This window comes from Paenibacillus suaedae (assembly GCF_032337355.1).
GTDB classification, from domain to species: domain Bacteria; phylum Bacillota; class Bacilli; order Paenibacillales; family Paenibacillaceae; genus Paenibacillus_B; species Paenibacillus_B suaedae.
In genome coordinates this window covers 452,787-472,441 of the sequence record NZ_JAVYAA010000002.1, presented here as the reverse complement: position 1 = coordinate 472,441, position 19,655 = coordinate 452,787, and the positions used below count along the sequence as shown (strand labels likewise).

Below are 19,655 nucleotides of genomic sequence, written 5' to 3'. Positions count from 1 at the left end.
AAGGAAGGGAGATGCTGCATCATGGCAACGACACCATTGCCGTTTATGCTGCGGCTGGTACAGAAGCAGCGCGTCAAATTAATCGCCTCCTGTATCTGCTCCGCGGCAGGCGCTGTATTTGCTTTGGTTCCGTACGTGCTTGTGTTCCGCATCACGGGTCTCTTGCTGCGCTCGACTGTGGAGTGGCACGACATACGTTGGCTCATTCTTATGGCCTTTATTTCGATATTGCTGCGCTTCATCTTGATGGGGGCTTCGACGATGCTAGCGCATGCCGCAGCATTTCATGTGCTTTATGATTTGCGTGTGTGCTTGATCGATAAGCTCGGCAAACTGCCGCTTGGCTTTTTCAGTGAACAACACTCAGGACGTGTAAAAAAAATCGTAGCCGATGATGTGGAGCGAATTGAGTCTTTCATCGCTCACCATCTTCCGGATTTGACGGCTTCCCTTGTGGCACCATTGTTAACGATAGCATACTTATTCAGTGTGGACTGGAGGCTTGCGATCGCCGCCTTGCTGCCGATTCCAGCAGCTTATGCGGTTCAGGGCATTATATTTTTGCGTGGAAGACGCTCAGAGGATATGAAACAGATGCATCATTTATCGGAAACGATGAACGGCGCAATTGTTGAGTTTGTCCATGCGATGCCTGTCATTAAATCGTTTAATCAAACCGTACATTCTTTCGCCCGCTATCGCAACTCTGTTGAAAGCTATGCGGCCTTATGGGGCGAGATTGCCCGTAAAAAAACGCCGCTGTATACGCTGTTCCTGCTTCTATTGGAATCGGGATTGCTGTATATTATGCCGCTGGGAGCTTGGTTGTACGGTCAAGGAAGTGTAACCTTCCCTGTGCTTGTATTGTTTCTGCTGCTCGGTGTCGGATTAACTGCACCGCTGCGCCAGATTTCTACCTTGGCTCATATGATGCAGAACAACATGGAAGGGGTTCGGCGTATTCAACAGCTGTTAGCGGAAGAGGAGCTGTCATCCTCCATGACCGTCTGCACGGGGAACATGCCAACCACCCGATTCGATATTTCCTTTCAAAATGTCACGTTTGCGTATGAGAACCGGCAAGTGTTACACGACATTCATTTTACGGCAGAGCATGGTAAGGTGACCGCACTTGTTGGGCCTTCAGGAGCGGGCAAGTCAACGGCAGCTCAATTAATCGCTCGTTTTTACGAGGTTTCAAGTGGAGCAATTCAGGTTGGAGGAATTGATATCCGCTCGATCCCACCAGAGCAATTGATGGATATGGTGTCGTTTGTGTTCCAGGATGTTCCCATCGTGAGCGATACGGTCGCAGCTAATTTGCGAATGGGGAAAGGGGAAGCTCAGGATGATGAGCTGATATCTGCTGCTAAAGCCGCGCAGGCGCATGAGTTCATTATGGCGATGCCAAACGGCTACAATACGTTGATTGGAGAGGGCGGCGTGCACATCAGCGGCGGAGAACGACAGCGCATCGCGATTGCACGTGCCATTTTGAAGGATGCTCCGATACTTATTCTAGATGAAGCCTTTGCATTCGCAGATGCGGAAAATGAAGCGAAAATTCAGGACGCGCTGAGCAGACTGATGCATCAACGGACAGTCATCGTGATTGCGCATCGACTGTCTTCGATAACAGATGCCGATTGTATCGTCGTCTTGGAGGATGGACACATATCCGGCATAGGCACGCATGACGAACTGCTTGCGCACAATCCGCTGTATGCCGGCATGTGGATCGCGCATCGCGAAGCAGACGATTGGTCGCTGGAAGGAAAGGACGGGGCCTATGTTTGACACAATACGCTTCATAACCGGTCGTTCGGGAGCCTTATTCACTCGAGCAACACTTTTCACCATCGTGGAAATGGTCGCAAATGCCGCGCCAATGGGGCTGCTATTCGTGGTATTGATATCCTTGTTCAACGGTACGCCTACGGCCTTGGAAATTGGCTGGTGGCTGGCGATTCTGCTGCTGTTATTTTGCGTCCAAGCGATATTTGCGAGTATGGGCCAGATCGATGCACAGCGAACAGGCGCATTGATCATGAAGGATGTGCGGCTGCGCCTGGGCGAACATTTGCGCAATCTGCCGATGGGGTACTTTTCACGGAAGGATCAAGGGGATATAAGTCACACGCTCTTGGCCAATGTGGATGAAGTAGAAATGATCTTGACGCATCTGTTCAATCAATTCATTGGGGCGATTACACTGCCCATCGTAAGTGCACTGTTCCTGCTGCTTGTCGATTGGCGATTAGCGCTCGCTGTATTTGTATCCGTGCCCTTCGCCTTGCCATTATTATTCTGGTCGCAGCGAGTGATGGCAAAGCGCAGCAAGCTGCGGCAATCAGCCGCAGTGGCTGTGAACTCGCGTCTATTGGAATACGTGCAGACGATCCGACTAATGAAGGCACACAATCAAACTGGCCAGCGCTTTAGGAGATTGGAGCAAGCCATGGCGCGGCTGCGAGATGACAGTATACGAGTGGAGGCGATGACGTCACCTGTTGTCATGCTGTTCTCCATTGTGCTGGAACTTGGGTTTATCCTGCTGCTTATGGTGGGCTGCTACTTGCTGGAAGGCGGGGTTATCGATGTCTCTGTGCTGCTTATTTTTCTGGTTGTCAGCATGAAGTTCTATCAGCCGCTTCGTGTGGCAGGCGCTTCACTGATTCAAATTCGCTATATGACTTCTGCTGGGGAACGGATAAGGGATATTTTTGAAGAGAAGCCATTGGTAGAGTCTGCACAGCCCCAGCTTCCGCAGACATACGGGATTGAATTTGATCATGTATCGTTCAGTCACGGGGATGCTGAAGTGTTACAAGATATTCATTTGCATATCCCTGAAAATAGCCTGACCGCTATCGTTGGGCCTTCCGGTGCAGGCAAGTCTACATTAGCGGGCTTGGTGTCACGCTATTGGGATGTAACGAAAGGTGCTGTAAAAATTGGTGGCGTAGATGTGCGTGCGATAAGAAGCGAGAAACTGTTAAGCCGAATTAGTACGGTGCAGCAGCAGCCATATCTCTTCAATGAAACGATTGCAGCCAATATTCGAATGGGCAAGCTGGATGCATCGGATGAGGAAGTGGTGAAGGCAGCTAAGGAGGCTTATTGCCATGACTTCATTATGAAGCTTCCGCGCGGTTACGCTACGATTGCTGGAGAAGGCGGGGCAATGTTGTCAGGAGGAGAAAAGCAGCGAATTGCGATCGCTAGAGCCATTCTCAAGGACGCACCAATCATCATTTTGGATGAAGCGACGGCCTCGCTGGATCCGGAGAACGAGATGCATTTGCAGCGCGCGATTAAGAAACTGACGCAGCGCAAGACGGTGCTCGTCATCACTCACCGCCTGAAGACGATCCGCGGAGCGGATAACATCGTTGTGCTGGAGCAGGGTCGGGTTGCGGAGCAAGGCACACATGAAGTACTGCTTGCGCATGAAGGCACGTACTATCGCCTATGGCATGAGCAGCAGAAGATTGGCGGCTGGAAGATTGGGAGAGGGGTTGCAGGAAGAAGGGAGAAATTAGAAGAGTAGAGGAGTAGGGGAATGAGGATAGCGATTACTTCATAATGTCCCATTGATTCTTGGGCTTAGCCTTACGCAAGTTATTGATTGTTGATACCAGGATTGGGTCAGAAAGGATAGAGATATTCGATCTAGTAACACAAAGAGCTAGATAACATTTCATTCACGAAAACATCAAATGAACCGTTCTAAAGTAAAATGGACTTGAGTACCCATTTACTTTGGAGCGGTTTTTTTACATGCAAGATGCAGGTTTCTGGAGGTTCTTGTCTACAATTCGTACGCTAAAATGATATACTAGGTAAGCTAAAGAGGATTATTTCATCATTAAAGATGGGAGAAATGTGTCATGCAATCAAATATCCTAATTCTTGAAAAAACGTCTTCAGGAGAACTGGTGAAAATAGACGAGCGTGCATGGACTACCAGTATGGTGCAGCTGCTTGAACATGCGAATTATTTGCTCGTGAATGATGCGGAATATGAGATGCTGGAGGGCCGGCTGAATGTGAACACCGGCAATTTTGAATTGCTCGTCGAGTCAGTTCGAAAGCCTTGAAAATATACCGGAAAGCAGGGAAGGATTAATGGAACGAAATGAACAGGAGCAGAAGACGACAAGTCCAGAGACGACTGAATCCTGTGCGACTTCGGCAAAGCCGCTCAAGGTATTAAGCACATCCCTGGGCGTTGCGCTCGCCGCCAATCTGCTTATGAGTTCGTCTGCGATGGGTCAACAGAGTGCAGCTCCGTCTGATCAGGCGAAGCTGGTTGAGTGGTCGACAGAGGAAGTGAAGCAATATTTCGATGCCAATATGGACTGGAACATTCCACTGCCAGAGGAGAAAGAATCAGAAAGCAGTAGTGTTGGCGGGAGCACTGGCAGCTCATCTGGAGGAGGCAGCTCGTCAGGGGGAGGGTCATCTCATACGACATACGTCCATCACGGAGGATTTGGCTGGGATGACATGCTGCTCTATCACATGATCTTCAATCGAGGAAGCGCGTATTCCTCTACGAGTTGGTCTTCAGGCGGTAGCGTGTATGATACGCGGACGAATTCACCTTATCGTACGAAATCGTTCTCCTCTGATAGTTTCCAGAATCGTCCTGTCGTGAATTCGAGGGTTCGACCTACTACTTCGAACGGCTCGGGTTCCATTATTCGCAGATCGTCGGTTGGATCAAGTAAATCAAGTTCCTCGTCGCCTGGAGGAATCGGTGGTAAATCAAGCAGCTTTAGTTCATCAGGCGGTTCCAAAAGCGGAGGGTGGTTCGGCGGATAATGGGATTTGAAGTCATTGGTCAGCCGCATCCGAATCGAGCAGAACGTGTCGCGCAATTGGCAGAGCTCGGATTCAACTGGGCGAATATCGAAGAGGAACAATATTGGGTAGATCAGGTCATTGCAATCAATGCGGGCATGAGCCAGGAGCTTCATGTGGTGTCGGCGAAGCTGTGGAGCATCTTTGACAAGGCTGCCCGTTTTATTATCGGTCGCAGAGACCTCTATGAACTCCTCTCGATTCCGGAAGTGTTATGGGACGGCTTGGAGCAGATTGAGCCTAATGAAATAGGCAAGCTGAGTCAATATGCTCGGTTTGACTTTGCTATTGATCATAATGGATCGATCAAGCTGTTGGAGTTGAATGCAGATACCCCAACGGGGTATGTAGAAGCAGCAGTCGCTACACCGTGGATGTGCAAGCAGTACGGACTTGAGACACCGAATAGCGAAATGTTAAAGCGAGTGAAGGAAGCTTGGGCGAGTAATCCGCCTGAATATGCTGCATGTGTAGGTTATGGTGAGCATGCAGAAGATTCGGGTACGATTGACATGCTCGTTAAGCATTCAGAGTTGCCGATGCGATGCATCGATTGTCTGGATTTATGGGTGGATCAAGGGGAGCTGAAGGTAGGAGAGCAGACGATACGCAGTCTGTTCGCGCTGTACCCGAAGGAATGGATGGCCATTGACGAAGGTGGAGAAGCACTTGCTTATTCCATTGAAAATGGATATACAACGATACTGAACTCACCGCATGCGATCATTTTGCAATCGAAGGGACTGCAGGCGGTTATTTGGGCGATCCATGAACTGGGCTCAGAAATGTTCACACAGGAAGAGCATGCAGTTATTGCGCATTACATGCTGCCAACGTACAACAAAGCTGTCTTTGACGGTAGCTATGTATCCAAGTCGATGTTCGGCCGCGAAGGTGGTTCTGTGCGGCTATTTGATTCGCAAGGAAATGTAGAAACCGAAGATAAGGATGGATTTGATACAAGTCGATTCTTCAGCAGAGTCTATCAAAAACGTGCCAAAATGGCACAAGTGGATTTGCATCACGGCTCCTTTCATTTATTAACGGGTGTGTTCGTCATCAACGGGGTGCCATGCGGGATACTTGGCAGAGTTGGCGGACTTATTACCGGGAATAACAGCCATTTTATAGCGATTGGAGTGAAAAAATAATGAGCCTGAATCGAAATAGCGGGAGTCGAAATCACGACATTCGTGTTCAGCAGCAAAAAAAGAAACGAATGATCAACAATCTGCTTGTGCTAGGGATATTTGCCTGTCTAATTATTTTCTTCGTGTACATCATTAATCTCGGAGCTGAAGGAAACGACAATTCCATAGATACAGCAACGGTACCTTGGGATTATAAGATTGAGAGCGCTAAGGTAGGAGACATCATCGGAGGAGATATGACAATCCTGCCGGATAATCAACTGCTGCCGAATGACAACAATTATGCGACTGGTGATCAAGTATGGACGCTCAAGTATATGACAGCTAATATGCTCCCTATTAACGAGAAGGGGAACGATATTAATTTGTCGTCATGGGAACCGATTAAATCGTACTCATCCAAGGAAGCGGCCGAGAGAGATTTGAAGGAGCTGAAGCTCAACTTGAAGGCCGAGGTTGAATTAGTGGGTGTGTACAAAACCGAGTACCAGGGTAAACTCCGTCAATTCGCCGTGATCACCCTTCCATCCGGACATACAGTGAAGCAGCCAATTGATGATGTTCGTTATCAGAAGTTCAAAAACAAGAAAAAGGTCAACGTGATGCTGGAAGAAGTTCATGATTTTGTGGACTATGATTTAGCGATGGCCAAATTCCGGGGGTGGGCAGAATGATATTTATGAATATTTTGATCAGTATTCTCACGATCATGGCGTTACAATTTATCGGCATGTATGTGTTCAGTGTGCTGACGCCATTTAATGATTTCGAAGAATTGAAGAAGGGCAATGTTGCAGTAGGGCTTGCGATGGGCGGCAAGTTCATGGGCACGGCAATTGTGCTCGGTGTGTCGGCTTTTACGAACTCATCCATTATCCATATGGCACTATGGTTTGGCGTTGGATACATCTGTTTGATCGCAACGTATTTGCTGTTTGATCTCGTTACTCCGAAGATGAGTGTAGCTGAGCAGTTGCAGAATCGGAATACTGCAGTTGGTATATTATTGTGTTTCCTATACATTGGCATGGGATTCGCTATTAGCAGTTTAATCATATAATCGCTTGTGTACACAAGGACTCCCTGATTAGTAACTTAGGAACATGAACTTTTGTTCTATAGAAGGGAGTCTTTTTTTTCGTGTGGTTGTCTCAAGGCCAAGAATGGCACCTTCCTTTACGTAATGATTATGTTCATGATGTATCTATGAATTGCCTAGTTAACTCGAACCTAGTAAACTGTATACAAGATATGGAAGATGAATCGAGGTAGTTAGTGATCAACTATGCACATCTAGTCGGGAAAATAGTAGTGGTCATGTAGTTATTCATCCTACTAACGGGGGGAGGTTATATCGTGAATCAGCTTATCATTCAGGATGCTAGAGAAGTAGCAATCGAGGCGGCTCGACAAGCTGGACTGGCGATTAAGCAATTGTTCGATCAAGTGGCACACGTGGAAATGAAAGATGAGCATGGAGACGTCGTTACAGAGGCTGATTTATTAGCGGAAGCAATCATTGTAAAGGAAATACAGGCTGCCTTCCCTGATCATCAAATCCATAGTGAGGAAGCTGGGGTTATTGGAGTCAGCAGTGATTGGCAATGGCTCGTAGATCCGCTGGACGGAACAAATAATTTTGCAATTGGTATCCCGCTCTTCTCCTGCTCCATCACCGTTATGTATCAACAAGAACCGGTTGTGGGCGTGGTGTATGAGCCGATGACGGATCGACTATTTCACGCAGCAGTTGGGAATGGAGCCTATTGCAATGACCAGCGAATGCAAGTAAAGAGCTGTCCTAGCTTGCACAAAGGGAATATTGGCTGGATTCAAGGGCATAAGGTACAGCAGGATCCTACCGCAGTTGGCTTGCGCCATTATATTGACACGAGATGCAAGCGAATGATGCGCCTATGGGCTCCAACCTTGCAATGGTGCATGCTTGCCAAGGGAGATTTGGATGGAATCGTTCTGTATAAATCTGAAGGAGATGACTTGTATTCAGGCATTCTGATGGTTAAGGAAGCGGGCGGATCCGTCATTGATTTTAATGGGGAAACGTTTACTGGGATGAATTCAGAGCCATACCTTATCGCTTGTCATCCAGACCATGAACAAGAGCTGTTGCGAATGGTGCGAGCGGGCATATCAGTGCCAGTACGACCGTAACTCCAAGCGATATCAATGCTTTTATAGATATAAAGCTATGTATTTTAGGAGGTAAAGATGAAGCCAGAGATGAAATTATTTTGTTTCCCGTATGCAGGAGCGTCTGCCATGATTTATAACAAATGGAAAGCCCATTTGGCAACGGGTATTGAACTGATTCCCGTAGAATTGGCCGGCAGAGGCAAGTATTTTGGAACCCCGTTCTATGACAGCTTCGAAGACATGATCGAAGACGTGTATGGCAAGATCGAAAGTCAGCTTGATGACGGCCCCTACTCGATATTCGGGCACAGTATGGGAAGCTGGATTGCTTATGATCTCGCGCACAAAATATCGGAGCTGAAGCGACCTGAGCCCAAGCATATCTTTTTCTCCGGGCGTAGAGCACCGCATATCGAAAGCAGACGGACGAAATATTACGATCTCCCGGACGATGAGTTTCTGGATGAGATTATTCGATTAGGGGGAACGCCCAAAGAGCTGCTCGAGAATAAAGAGCTTTTAACGCTGTTTCTTCCCGTATTGCGGACGGATTTCAGACTTGTGGATTTGTATCAATATGAAGAGCGTCTGGGCAAACTTTCCTGTAACATTTCTGTATTAAGCGGGGAGGAGGATGCAATCTCCTTGCCGGATTTGCAAGCTTGGAAGCAGCACAGCTCCGCCGATTGCACCGTACATATGCTTCCAGGCGGCCACTTCTTCCTTAACGAGTACACCACGAAGGTAACCGATATATTAAATCGTACCTTACTTCCTGTTCTCACCGTGTGATAGATAAAAGAACTGTAATGAGTATGACCGACGTCTGATTGAGGACGTCGGTCATCTTTGTTTTTGGATGGAACAAGGAGCGAACATTAAAGAGGAGGAAAAAGATTTTTTCCCATTACTAAAATGAGGGTTCATAGGTTGAAAGTTTATCAATACACATTCGGTTGAAGATGAGGTGAAATTGATGAATAAATGTAAAATATTAACTTAAAATTTGTGCGTAAAGCGAAATTTTATTTGTAAATAGAGTCTAAATAGCAAAAAAAGAAAATATTTACTTAACATTTTTTTGAGAGATGATATACTAATTGAGGAATTTTGGTGGAAGATCCATGATTATGATAGGAGAGAAGAGCATGCAGACCAAAATGATCATATTTGAAAAGACCTCTTCGGGTGAACTAGCCTTGCTCGATGAGCGGGAATGGAACGCTGCGATGATTCAATTGCTGAATCACGCCAACTATTTGCTCGTGAACGACATGGAATATGAGATGCTGGAAGGGCGCTTGAATGTAAATTCAGGTAATTTCGAGCTGCTCGTCGAAGCGGTACATCAACCATGAGTAAGCAGTAATAGGGGGCTGGATGGAATGGAAGAGAAAGAGAAAGAGAAAGAGAAAGAGAAAGAGAAAGAACTGGTACATACGCAGCTAAAAGTATTGAGCACATCGCTTGGCGTTGCCTTGGCCGCAAACCTGCTCATGATTCCGTTCGGAACGGGACAAGCAATTGCCGCGCAGGCGGAAACACCCAAATTGACCGAATGGTCGACGGAGGAAGTCAAGGCCTATTTTAATCCAAGCGCAGACTGGAATATCCCTTTTGTAAAAGAAGAAAAGAAGGTGGGACAAACTGGCGAAAGCGTACCTTCTTCAGGAGGATCGAACAGTGCGTCTGGAACAACTGGATTCAATGGTACTGGCGAATCATCTCAACCGATTGTCATTCGCGATGGAGGATTTGGCTGGGACGATATACTTTTGTACCACATGATTTTCAACAGCGGCAGACCCTATTCCTCGTCCAGCTGGGCGACAAGCGGGAAAGTCTTTGATACTCGCACGAATAAGCCTTATCGAGCAAAATCGTTCTCGAGCGATACTTTCCAAAACCGCCCGGTCGTGAACTCAACCGTACGTCCGTTTACCTCTAAGGGAACGGGAACTGTGACGCGTAGATCGTCGAACGGAAGCGGTACCGATAAAGCGAAGGCCGGCAGCACTTCTGTCAGCAACGGTTTAACGAGCAAGCAGCAAAGCAAGAGCGGTAGCGGCATCGTATCTGGAGGGAATTCGTCGACAAGCAGCAAATCGAAGAGCGGTAGCGGATCAGGAACCAGCAGCAAATCGAAGACTGGCAGCAGCTCGGTGAGCCGAGGTTCAACGAATAATTCATATCGCGTGAGCGGTAGCGGATCAGTATCCAATAGCAAATCGAAGTCCAGCAGCTCTGGCTATAGCAGCTCATCGACTCGTAGCAGTTCATCAAGCCGCAGCAGTTCGTCATTCGGCTCGTCTAAATCAAGATCTACATCTGTTGGTGGCATCGGTGGGAGATCAAGCGGATATAGCTCCTCAAGTCGTTCATCAAGCAGCGGGGGGTTCGGCGGATAATGAAATTCGAAACGATAGGGCAACCGCATACGGATCGAGCGGCGCGCGTAGACCAACTGAAAGAGCTTGGATTCACATGGGCGGATATCGGGGAGGAGCAGTACTGGATCGATCAGGTGATTGCGATAAGTGAAGGCATGGCTCAGGAACTTATGGTCGTATCGGCCAAGCTCTGGAACATCTTCGACAAGACGGCGCGCTTTGTTCTCGGGCGAAGGGACTTATATGCATTATTATCGATACCGGAAGTGCTCTGGGATGGCTTGGATAGCATAGAGCCGAAGGAGTTCGGCAAGCTAAGCAAATATGCGCGCTTCGACTTCGCCATAGATGATGATGGGGCGATAAAGCTGCTGGAATTGAATGCAGACACTCCTACAGGATATGTGGAAGCGGCGGTTGCGACGCCTTGGATGTGCGAGCAATACGGACTCGCTACGCCGAACGTTGGAATGGCAAGACGAATAAAGGAAGCTTGGGCCGATGAGCGGCCGGAATATGCGGCTTGCGTCGCGTATGGTGAGCATGCCGAGGATTCAGGAACGATCGAGATGCTGGTCAAGCATTCGGAGCTGCAAATAAGCTGCATGGATTGCTTGGATATGTGGATCGATGAGGGTGAAGTCAAGGTGGGACAGCAGACGATACGAAGTCTGTTCGCGTTGTATCCAAAGGAATGGATGGGTATCGACGATGGCGGAGAAGCGCTCGCTTATTCGATCGAAACAGGCCAAATTCAGATCCTGAATTCCCCGCATGCCATCATTTTACAATCGAAAGGGCTGCAGGCTGTCATATGGGCTATTCACGAATTAGGCTCAGAGATGTACACGCAGGAGGAGCATGCCGTTATTGAGCATTACGTGCTGCCCACCTACAATAAGGCCGTATTTAATGGAAGCTATGTGTCCAAATCGATGTTTGGGCGCGAAGGAGGCTCCGTACGCTTATTCGATGGACAGGGCAACATGGAAGTCGAGGATAAGGACGGATTCGATACGAGCTGCTTCTTTAGCCGCGTATTCCAGAAGCGAGCAGACCTGGCGAGCATCGAGCTAAGCCACGGCACGTTTCGGCTGCTGACAGGGGTATTCGTCATTAACGGCGTTCCGTGCGGAATTTTAGGCCGTGCCGGCGGGTTAATCACGGGCAATAACAGCCAATTCATCGCGATTGGAGTGAAAAAATAGATATGAGCCGCAAACCCTATAACTCTCGTAAAATATTGACGATCGTAATAGCAATCGCCATTATTATTTTAGTCGCAAACATGTGCAATCATCGTTCGGGAGAGAGCGTGGGCAACGGTAAGAGTACTGCCAACGTGAACGCAACGACGGTGCCATGGGATTATAAAATCGAATCTGTCACGGTTGGTGATCTCATTGGAGGAGACATGACGCTTTCTCCCGATAACGAGCTGCTGCCGAACGATGGCAATTATGCAACCGGCGATACGATCTGGGCGCTGAAATATATGACGGCCGACATGGTCGTCAAGGACGGCAAGCGGAATGATGTGCATCTGTCTCCATGGAAGGCGATCAAAACCTATTCTTCCAAGCAGGCAGCGGAAAAGGAACTGAAAAATGTAAAGCTCAGCCTGAAGGCAGAAGTTGAATTGATTGGTGTATATAAAACGGAATATCAAGGGAAATACCGTCAATTTGCGGTCATGACGCTGCCATCCGGGCACACGATTAAGCAGCCGATCAATCAGGAACGGTATTCCAAAATGAAAACTAAGAAAAAGGTTGCGGTATTGCTGGAAGAAGTACACGATATGAACAATTACGACCAAGCGATGGCCAAATTCAGGGGATGGGCAGATTAAATATCTAAATAAATCTGTGATATAATACTGACCAGCCATACGAATTGTAATAACGGGTGGGGACACATATGAAATTGGAGCGATTGATCTCTATCATTTACAAGCTGCTGAACCATGACGTGTTGTCTGCCTCCATGTTGGCCGAAGAGTTTCAAGTTTCCCAAAGAACCATCTACAGGGATATCGAAGCGATCTGTGCCGCGGGCTTCCCGGTCGTATCGTATCAAGGAACGAATGGCGGATATGGGATGATAGATGGATACAAAATGGATAAAAGTCTGCTCGGTTCATACGATGTCAATTCTCTGATTACCGTGCTCAGAAGCCTTTCCACCGTATTTGATGATGAGCGTGCGCTGGGGACCATCGAAAGACTGCAGACGCTTGAATCGGAGGATCGCGCCACGACTCTGTCCGTGGACCTGGAAACCTGGCGCACGGAACCCGATGTGCTTCGTTGTTTACACATGGCAATTGCCCAGCGAAATATCGTCCGCTTTGATTATATCAATGCAAAGAATGAACGCACGACCCGTGAGCTGGAACCGCTGCGGCTTCATTTTAAATATCGAAATTGGTACATGTACGGGTTTTGCCGAGCTCGGCAAGATTATCGGGAGTTCCGACTGTCGCGGTTGATGAATTTGTTCGTGACACAGGATACTTTTCAACCACATCAAAAAGTGCCGGAAGAGGCTGCTTCTTCAAACAAGGGATGGCAAGATCAGTTGGAAGATGTAGTGATCCGGGTGCGGCCGGAGGCATTGGCGGAAGCGCTGGATCAATTTCACCAGATTGATAAGCAATTTCATGCCGATGGAAGTATGACGATGCGGATTCCTGTTTATCAACCGTTGGAAGCACGATGGCTTTGGACAATTCTGCTTGGTTTTGGCAGTGGCGCCGAAGTTCTCGAACCTTATGCACTGCGAGGCATCTTAAAAGCACAGCTTCAAAATGCGCTCAAACGTTATGAAGATGTATGACAGACTGTTGTCATACATCTTTTTTTATACTATCAACAGAGAATGGCTCCGAAGTAAGCCGATTTGATTTAAGCAAGCCATTCTGCTTAACAATCCAATGGCCGGAATCCGTCAAACACGCATATCAGAAATTGTGCCGCGTCTGGCCAGTAATGTCGATGATATCAAAGGCCATAGGCTCTATAATGAATTCAATAACCCAAAACATGAGAACGGAGAATGTGTGTAATATATGGAAATCGGAAATTTAATTACGGCAAAATCGAGAGAAGATTTGAGGGAGTGGCTGCAGGAGAATAGTAAGACTGAAACCTCTTGTTGGGTCGTAGTTCGGTTGACGCCAATCCCGGATACGCTGCTATATTTGGACGCGGTCGAAGAAGCTTTATGTTTTGGATGGATCGATGGAATCAAAAAGAAAATATCTGAAACACAACTGGCGCAGAGACTGTCTCCCCGAAGCAAAAGAAGTTCATGGACTGAATTGAATAAGGAACGTGTCCGCCGCCTCGAAAAGTTGGGCTTAATGAGAGACGAAGGAAGAAAGGTATTGCCTGATATGGGCCACGATTCTTTTAAAATAGATAAGGTTATAGAGCAAAGGCTAAAAGAGGAAAAGCAAGTATATGAGAATTTTATGGCATTTCCGGATCTCTATAAAAGAGTTCGGATCGATACGATCCAAGGCTATAAAAATCAACCTGAATTATATAGGAGCAGATTAGATAAATTCATAACAAACACCAGAGAAAACAAAATGTACGGTCAATGGCATGATAATGGACGACTCCTCGATTATTAAGTGCGCTCGGATATGTTTCAAAGAACGGACATGGCGAAAATTTCGGTTCGGAATTCATAACGTTCGTGTATTTGACTTTATAGGTTGGACAAGTTACAAAGAAAAGTAACAAACAGCCTAGAAGGAGATGACACGGTGACGAAAATATTGCTGGTAGACGACGACACTCATATCCGCGAGCTGGTGAACTTGTATTTGACCGACGAAGGGTTCGAAATAATCGAAATGGCTAACGGCGAGGATGCATGGAAATACGTTGCCGAAGGACGCCCCTTCGATATGGTCATTCTCGATATTATGATGCCCAAGCTGGATGGATGGGAGTTATGCCGCAAGCTGCGCGAACACGGGGAGTTTCCGATATTGATGATTACCGCCAAAGGCGAGCAGGATCATAAAATCAAAGGGTTTCATCTGGGGACGGACGACTATTTGACGAAACCGTTCGATCCGCTCGAGATGGTGCTGCGGGTAAAAGCGCTGTTCAAACGTTATCGCATTGCGTCCTCCCAGCAGATAGAACTGGGTGATCTAACGCTTGATAAGCTCGGGTATCAGATTTTCGACCGCTCGAATCAGGAGACAATCACGCTCCCGCGGAAGGAATTCGAACTGCTCTATCAGCTAGCGAATCATTCGGGACAACTGTTTACCCGCAGGCAATTGATCGATCAGATATGGGGCATGGATTATGAAGGAGACGAAAGAACGGTCGATACGCATGTAAAAAAAATCCGCGAGCGCTTCGCCGATCATGAGTCTTTCCGAATCGTCACCCTGCGCGGGCTTGGTTACCGGCTGGAGGTGGCGCGTGATTAAGTCGCTTTATTTCCGGGTCGCGTTAGTGTTCATCGGGATTGTTATCGTGAGTCTTATCGCTGCCCTGTCGGTATCGACGACGATTTATACGAAGCAGATCAAGGGCTCGATCGAAAATGAAATCATTGCCTATGGAGGCAAGGTGATTCGAATGCTTCAGAGCTCTCCGAATGGAGAGGCAGAGGAGTATATGAAGCAAGCTGCCAATCTGTCGAACTTGAACATAGGCATTTTCGATACGTCCAAACAATTGATTTATCAGAATAAAAATATTGGAAGCGTCGATGCTTCAAAGCTGCAGTCTGTATTGAACGGTGGTGTTTATCGGGGAACAATTCACGTCAATGAGAGTGGACGGGAGGAGGAGCATCTATTGATCGGGCTCCCTTTCCAGATCGATTCTCGTTCTTATGCGTTGTTCCTCTCGCCTCGCTTCCAAGAGATGATCAAAACCTTCCAAGAGGTTACCCGCACGGTGCTGATCATTGCCCTAGTCATCGGTAGTGTACTCATCTTGATCGCGGCGCGTTATATCGTCAGGCCTTTGCGCGTCTTAACGGAAGGAACTCGCAAGATTGCTGCCGGCAATTTCAATGTAACGATCCAGTCGAAAAGCAAGGACGAGGTCGGGCAACTGACGAGCAGTTTCAATGACATGACCAAGCAGCTCGCCGCACTGGATCAGATGCGAAGCGAGTTCGTCAGCAATGTGTCCCACGAGATTCAATCGCCGCTTATGTCTATATCCGGTTTCACCAAAGCCCTCAAGAGCAAGAAGCTGAATGAGGAGCAGCGCGTGCATTATTTGACGATCATTGAGGAAGAGAGCGAGCGATTGTCCCGCATGGGTCAGAATCTGCTGCGGCTGTCTTCTCTTCAATCCGAGCATCCGGCCGTCATTCCGCGGAAGTTCCGCTTGGACGAGCAGCTTCGAAGTACGGTGATTGCGAGCGAACCGCAGTGGAAGGCGAAGTCGCTTGAGATTGAACTCGAGCTGGAAGAAGAATTGATGATCGAAGCGGACGAAGATTTGCTCAATCAGGTATGGACGAATCTGCTGAACAACGCTGTTAAATTCACGCCTAAGGGAGGACGTATTCAGATCTCGCTTCAACGTTCCGGCCAATGGGCGATCGTTCGCATAGCGGACAGCGGAATTGGCATCGCGGAGGAAGAGCGGACATTCATTTTTGTACCTTTTCATAAAACGGATAAATCCAGGGACACAGCGGTCAAAGGAAACGGGCTCGGACTGTCAATCGTCAAGCGCATCGTAGATCTGCATCATGGCGACATCACGGTTGGCGGAGCCCTTAACGAGGGAACCGTTATGACGGTGAAGCTGCCGCTGGCCTTCGAACAATTGTAAAGCTGAGAACACATTCGGGACAAATTCAGATGGTATACTCCTTTCGTAATAGAAAGGGGACTACGCATGAGTTACTTAAGCAAGCTGAGCTTGAAAAATGGAGTGGCGGTCATTATTTTATGCATTTTGGTGACCTCCCTTGGACTTTATTCAACCACGACGATTAAGCAGCAAACGTATCCAGATGTCAGCTTTCCTGCCGTGTTCGTGCAGGCGATCTACCCTGGGGCATCGACGGAGGAAATCGAAACGGATGTCACGACTCCGATCGAGGACAGCTTGAAGGGGCTGGAGGGGTATGACACGTTAACGAGTACGACGTCTGAAAATACGTCAGCCATTTTCCTTCAATATCCGTTCGGCAAAGACATGGATAAGATTGCTGCGGATGTCGAATCGGCAGTCTCGAAGGTAAACCTGCCGGACAAGGCGAACGTGGCTGTTAAACGACTGGCTGCCAATGAAATGCCGATATATACCGCGGCGATTTTTTCATCGAAAAATGATCCCGAAGGGCTGCAAAAGCAACTGGAAACGGAAATTGTTCCGAAGCTGCAAAAGTTAGAGGGTGTGAGCTCGGTCGAGCTGCAAGGGACAACCTCGAAGCATCTGAACATTGTCGTTGACAAAGAGAAGGCAAGCGCATATGGTATTTCGCTGAGTGCGATTCAGAGCGCGCTGCAAGCGCAGAACTATGCGGTTCCTCTCGGTTCCGTCAATCAGCAAGACAATACGATTCCGATTCGGCTCGTTGGCAAGGTCAACGCGGTTCAGCAAATCGAGAATATGAAGTTGCAAGCAAGCGGCGGTCAAAGCGCGCAAGCACCGGGCCCAATGAATCAAGGCCAGATGCCAAAGCAAACTCAATCGGGTCAAGCAGGCAAAACGGGACAACAACTGTCTGCTTCTTCGACATCTTTGCTTTCATCCGTGAAGCTATCGGACATCGCCGAAGTGAAGACCATATCGAAGCAGGATCAAATCTCGCGCTTTAATGGCAAAGAAAGCTATGTCATTCAAGTCATGAAATCTCAAGACGCGAACACGGCAGATGTTGCCGACGCCGTCAAAGACGTGCTAGCTGATCATGAGAGCAAGGCAGGCATGGACATCCATGTCATTAACGACCAAGGTGCGGACATTAAGGAATCAGTATCCGGCTTGGTTCGCGAAGGCTTGTACGGGGCGTTGTTCTGCATTCTGATAATATTCCTATTTCTGCGCAACGTAAGGGCAACGCTCATTTCGATTCTTTCGCTGCCGATCTCGATTTTTGCGACGATTGCGCTATTGGATCAGATGGGATATACATTGAATATTATGACACTAGGCGGCATCGCGGTATCGGTAGGACGCATCGTTGACGACAGTATTGTCGTGATCGAGAATATTTACAGATGGCGCCAAGAGAAGGGCACTGAAATGGGCGGCAAGGAGCTTGCCTATAAGGCTACGAAGGAAGTGATCAGCGCTGTTGGATCTTCCACGTTGGCGATGGTGGTCGTGTTCCTCCCGCTGGCCTTCGTCAATGGCATCGTCGGCGAGTTTTTCCGTCCATTCTCGATTGCGGTATGCATCGCAATTCTCGTATCGCTGCTCGTTTCCATGATGCTTATCCCCGTGCTCGGCGCGAAGTTTTTCAACAAAGTGAAGCCGCATACGAAGGAAAGTATCCTCGTTCGCGGTTACGAGCGCTTGCTGCGCGGCGCGCTTCATCGTAAGGCCCTTGTGATTGTCGCGTCCATTGTTCTGCTCCTTGGATCTTTGGCAACAATCCCGCTGCTCGGCATCTCTTTCTTGCCGACAGGTGCTGCACCAGCGATTCAAATCGAAGTCAGCATGCCAGCCAAAGAGGGGCTGGAGCAAATGAACAGAGTCAGCAAGCAAGTGGACAAGTATTTGGAGTCGGTAGATGAGGTAGAGAAGTATCAGTTGTCGATTGGTATGGGGGGAAGCGGGGGTCAAATGCTGCTAGGCGCTTCGTCAGCCAATAAAGCGACTTACACCGTCACGCTTCAAGAAGGAACGGCTACGGACGAATTGATTGATAAAGCGACAAAAGAAATTACGAATTCCGTTAACGCGATCGTTCCAAATACGGAAGTCATGATCAAGGAATCGCAAGCGCAAGGCCCGCCTTCCGGCAATAATATCGATGTCAGCTTGTATTCTTCCGATGCCGTGGCGCTGTCCAAGGCAGCCCATCAAGTGGAGATGCTGATGAAACAGCGGGACGATTTGAAAAATATTACGAACAACTTGAACGGAGTCGTTCCGAAGTGGGAGCTGTCGATCAACCAGGCAGGCAAGGATGCCGGCATTTCCTACTTCCAGATCATGCAGGTCGTTAGTGAGCAATTGAAACCGACCAATGTGGGAACGTACATGTTGGACAATAAGGAATGGGACTTGACGCTCTCTTATAAGGAGCAAATTACGTCGAAGGATCAGTTGGAGAATGTGACGATTCCTTCAGCAGCTGGAATGAATAAATTAAGTGATATCGCCGATATTCACGAAATTACCGCACCTGTATCCGTCAGCCACGATAACGGAAAAACGTATGCGAAGGTAAGCGGGACAATCAAGGGCACGGATACTGCCGCGATCACGAAGGAAGTGCAGAAGGACATTGACAGCCTGACGCTTCCGGAAAATGTGGAAGTGAATTATGGCGGCGGATTGTCGATGATCAACGATGGATTCCAAAGCATATTGCTTGCCATGATTGGAGCGATTGGCCTCGTTTTCCTCGTGATGAGCGTAACATTTGGCGGGCTGCGGACGCCACTGATCATCTTGTCTTCGCTGCTGTTCGTTCCAATCGGCTCGTTCGGCGCCTTGCTCATTACCGGACAGACGTTGTCCATGAGCTCAATGATCGGTGTGCTGATGCTCGTCGGCATCGTCGTCACGAATGCGGTCGTCATGCTGGATCGCGTTGAACGGAATGCCAAGTCTGGCATGGAGCTGCAGGAAGCGATCGTCGAAGCTTGCGCGACGCGTCTCAGACCGATACTGATGACAGCCTTTGCCACCATTTTGGCACTGATGCCGCTGGCTTTGTCGCATTCGACGACAAGCTTGATTTCGGGTGGACTAGCCATCACGGTTATCGGCGGTTTAACGACATCAACGTTGTTGACGCTTATCTTCGTTCCGGTGCTATATCTATTGACCGGGCGCAAACGAAAGTTTATCGAAGAAAGCTTCTAAGAGAGAATGAAGTTATTGTATAATAGTGGAATATGACATAGCGACGCGCG

Annotated in this window: 18 protein-coding genes; all 18 read left to right on the top strand. The window is 48.1% G+C overall.

The genetic code is table 11. The features are described from left to right. Window positions 1-21 precede the first annotated feature (21 nt). The 18 genes from RQP50_RS09730 to RQP50_RS09645 all read left to right on the top strand — a co-directional run bounded on the left by RQP50_RS09730 (window position 22) and on the right by RQP50_RS09645 (window position 19,605). Window positions 22-1,797 carry an ABC transporter ATP-binding protein gene (locus tag RQP50_RS09730; RefSeq protein ID WP_315745138.1) on the top strand — a complete coding sequence of 592 codons (1,776 nt, stop codon included), beginning with the start codon at window positions 22-24 and terminating at the stop codon, window positions 1,795-1,797. Further along, window positions 1,790-3,550 (top strand): ABC transporter ATP-binding protein, encoded by a 1,761-nt coding sequence (locus tag RQP50_RS09725; protein ID WP_315745137.1) that lies wholly within the window; start codon window positions 1,790-1,792, stop codon window positions 3,548-3,550. The genes RQP50_RS09730 and RQP50_RS09725 overlap by 8 nt, the downstream gene beginning before the upstream one ends. A gap of 340 nt (window positions 3,551-3,890) precedes the next feature. Continuing rightward, the gene (locus tag RQP50_RS09720; protein ID WP_028532274.1) at window positions 3,891-4,100 is read left to right on the top strand and encodes a hypothetical protein; all 210 of its coding nucleotides are present in this window, start codon (window positions 3,891-3,893) and stop codon (window positions 4,098-4,100) included. Between the two features lie 28 nt (window positions 4,101-4,128). After that, complete coding sequence (locus RQP50_RS09715) at window positions 4,129-4,827, top strand: hypothetical protein (RefSeq protein ID WP_072728624.1); 699 nt, start codon at window positions 4,129-4,131, stop codon at window positions 4,825-4,827. Beyond that, window positions 4,827-6,017 carry a glutathionylspermidine synthase family protein gene (locus RQP50_RS09710; protein ID WP_315745131.1) on the top strand — a complete coding sequence of 397 codons (1,191 nt, stop codon included), beginning with the start codon at window positions 4,827-4,829 and terminating at the stop codon, window positions 6,015-6,017. Before RQP50_RS09715 ends, RQP50_RS09710 begins: the two co-directional genes overlap by 1 nt. After that, complete coding sequence (locus tag RQP50_RS09705; RefSeq protein WP_072728622.1) at window positions 6,017-6,691, top strand: hypothetical protein; 675 nt, start codon at window positions 6,017-6,019, stop codon at window positions 6,689-6,691. The genes RQP50_RS09710 and RQP50_RS09705 overlap by 1 nt, the downstream gene beginning before the upstream one ends. Beyond that, complete coding sequence (locus tag RQP50_RS09700) at window positions 6,688-7,077, top strand: DUF350 domain-containing protein (protein WP_072728621.1); 390 nt, start codon at window positions 6,688-6,690, stop codon at window positions 7,075-7,077. The genes RQP50_RS09705 and RQP50_RS09700 overlap by 4 nt, the downstream gene beginning before the upstream one ends. Window positions 7,078-7,373: 296 nt before the next feature. Beyond that, window positions 7,374-8,189, top strand: coding sequence for an inositol monophosphatase family protein (locus RQP50_RS09695; protein ID WP_315745128.1), 816 nt, complete (start codon window positions 7,374-7,376; stop codon window positions 8,187-8,189). Window positions 8,190-8,246: 57 nt separating this feature from the next. Continuing rightward, on the top strand, window positions 8,247-8,963 hold the full coding sequence (locus RQP50_RS09690; RefSeq protein ID WP_315745126.1) for a thioesterase II family protein: 717 nt from the start codon (window positions 8,247-8,249) through the stop codon (window positions 8,961-8,963). A 356-nt stretch (window positions 8,964-9,319) separates the two neighbouring features. Then, window positions 9,320-9,529: a hypothetical protein gene (locus tag RQP50_RS09685; protein WP_315745124.1), complete on the top strand. Its 210-nt coding sequence runs from the start codon at window positions 9,320-9,322 to the stop codon at window positions 9,527-9,529. A gap of 27 nt (window positions 9,530-9,556) precedes the next feature. Beyond that, on the top strand, window positions 9,557-10,579 hold the full coding sequence (locus RQP50_RS09680; protein WP_315745122.1) for a hypothetical protein: 1,023 nt from the start codon (window positions 9,557-9,559) through the stop codon (window positions 10,577-10,579). Continuing rightward, window positions 10,579-11,769, top strand: coding sequence for a glutathionylspermidine synthase family protein (locus RQP50_RS09675; protein ID WP_072728618.1), 1,191 nt, complete (start codon window positions 10,579-10,581; stop codon window positions 11,767-11,769). Before RQP50_RS09680 ends, RQP50_RS09675 begins: the two co-directional genes overlap by 1 nt. A 2-nt stretch (window positions 11,770-11,771) precedes the next feature. Next, window positions 11,772-12,413, top strand: coding sequence for a hypothetical protein (locus RQP50_RS09670; protein ID WP_072728617.1), 642 nt, complete (start codon window positions 11,772-11,774; stop codon window positions 12,411-12,413). A 68-nt stretch (window positions 12,414-12,481) separates the two neighbouring features. Next, on the top strand, window positions 12,482-13,399 hold the full coding sequence (locus RQP50_RS09665) for a helix-turn-helix transcriptional regulator (protein ID WP_315745119.1): 918 nt from the start codon (window positions 12,482-12,484) through the stop codon (window positions 13,397-13,399). A gap of 232 nt (window positions 13,400-13,631) precedes the next feature. Beyond that, window positions 13,632-14,201, top strand: a complete 570-nt coding sequence (locus RQP50_RS09660) for a YdeI/OmpD-associated family protein (RefSeq protein WP_315745117.1) — start codon at window positions 13,632-13,634, stop codon at window positions 14,199-14,201. A gap of 135 nt (window positions 14,202-14,336) precedes the next feature. Then, window positions 14,337-15,020, top strand: a complete 684-nt coding sequence (locus tag RQP50_RS09655; RefSeq protein WP_315745115.1) for a response regulator transcription factor — start codon at window positions 14,337-14,339, stop codon at window positions 15,018-15,020. Further along, a complete protein-coding gene (locus RQP50_RS09650) occupies window positions 15,013-16,389 on the top strand; it encodes a sensor histidine kinase (RefSeq protein WP_315745113.1) in 1,377 nt (458 codons plus the stop codon). The genes RQP50_RS09655 and RQP50_RS09650 overlap by 8 nt, the downstream gene beginning before the upstream one ends. A gap of 66 nt (window positions 16,390-16,455) precedes the next feature. Then, window positions 16,456-19,605 (top strand): efflux RND transporter permease subunit, encoded by a 3,150-nt coding sequence (locus RQP50_RS09645; protein ID WP_315745111.1) that lies wholly within the window; start codon window positions 16,456-16,458, stop codon window positions 19,603-19,605. Window positions 19,606-19,655: the final 50 nt, after the last annotated feature.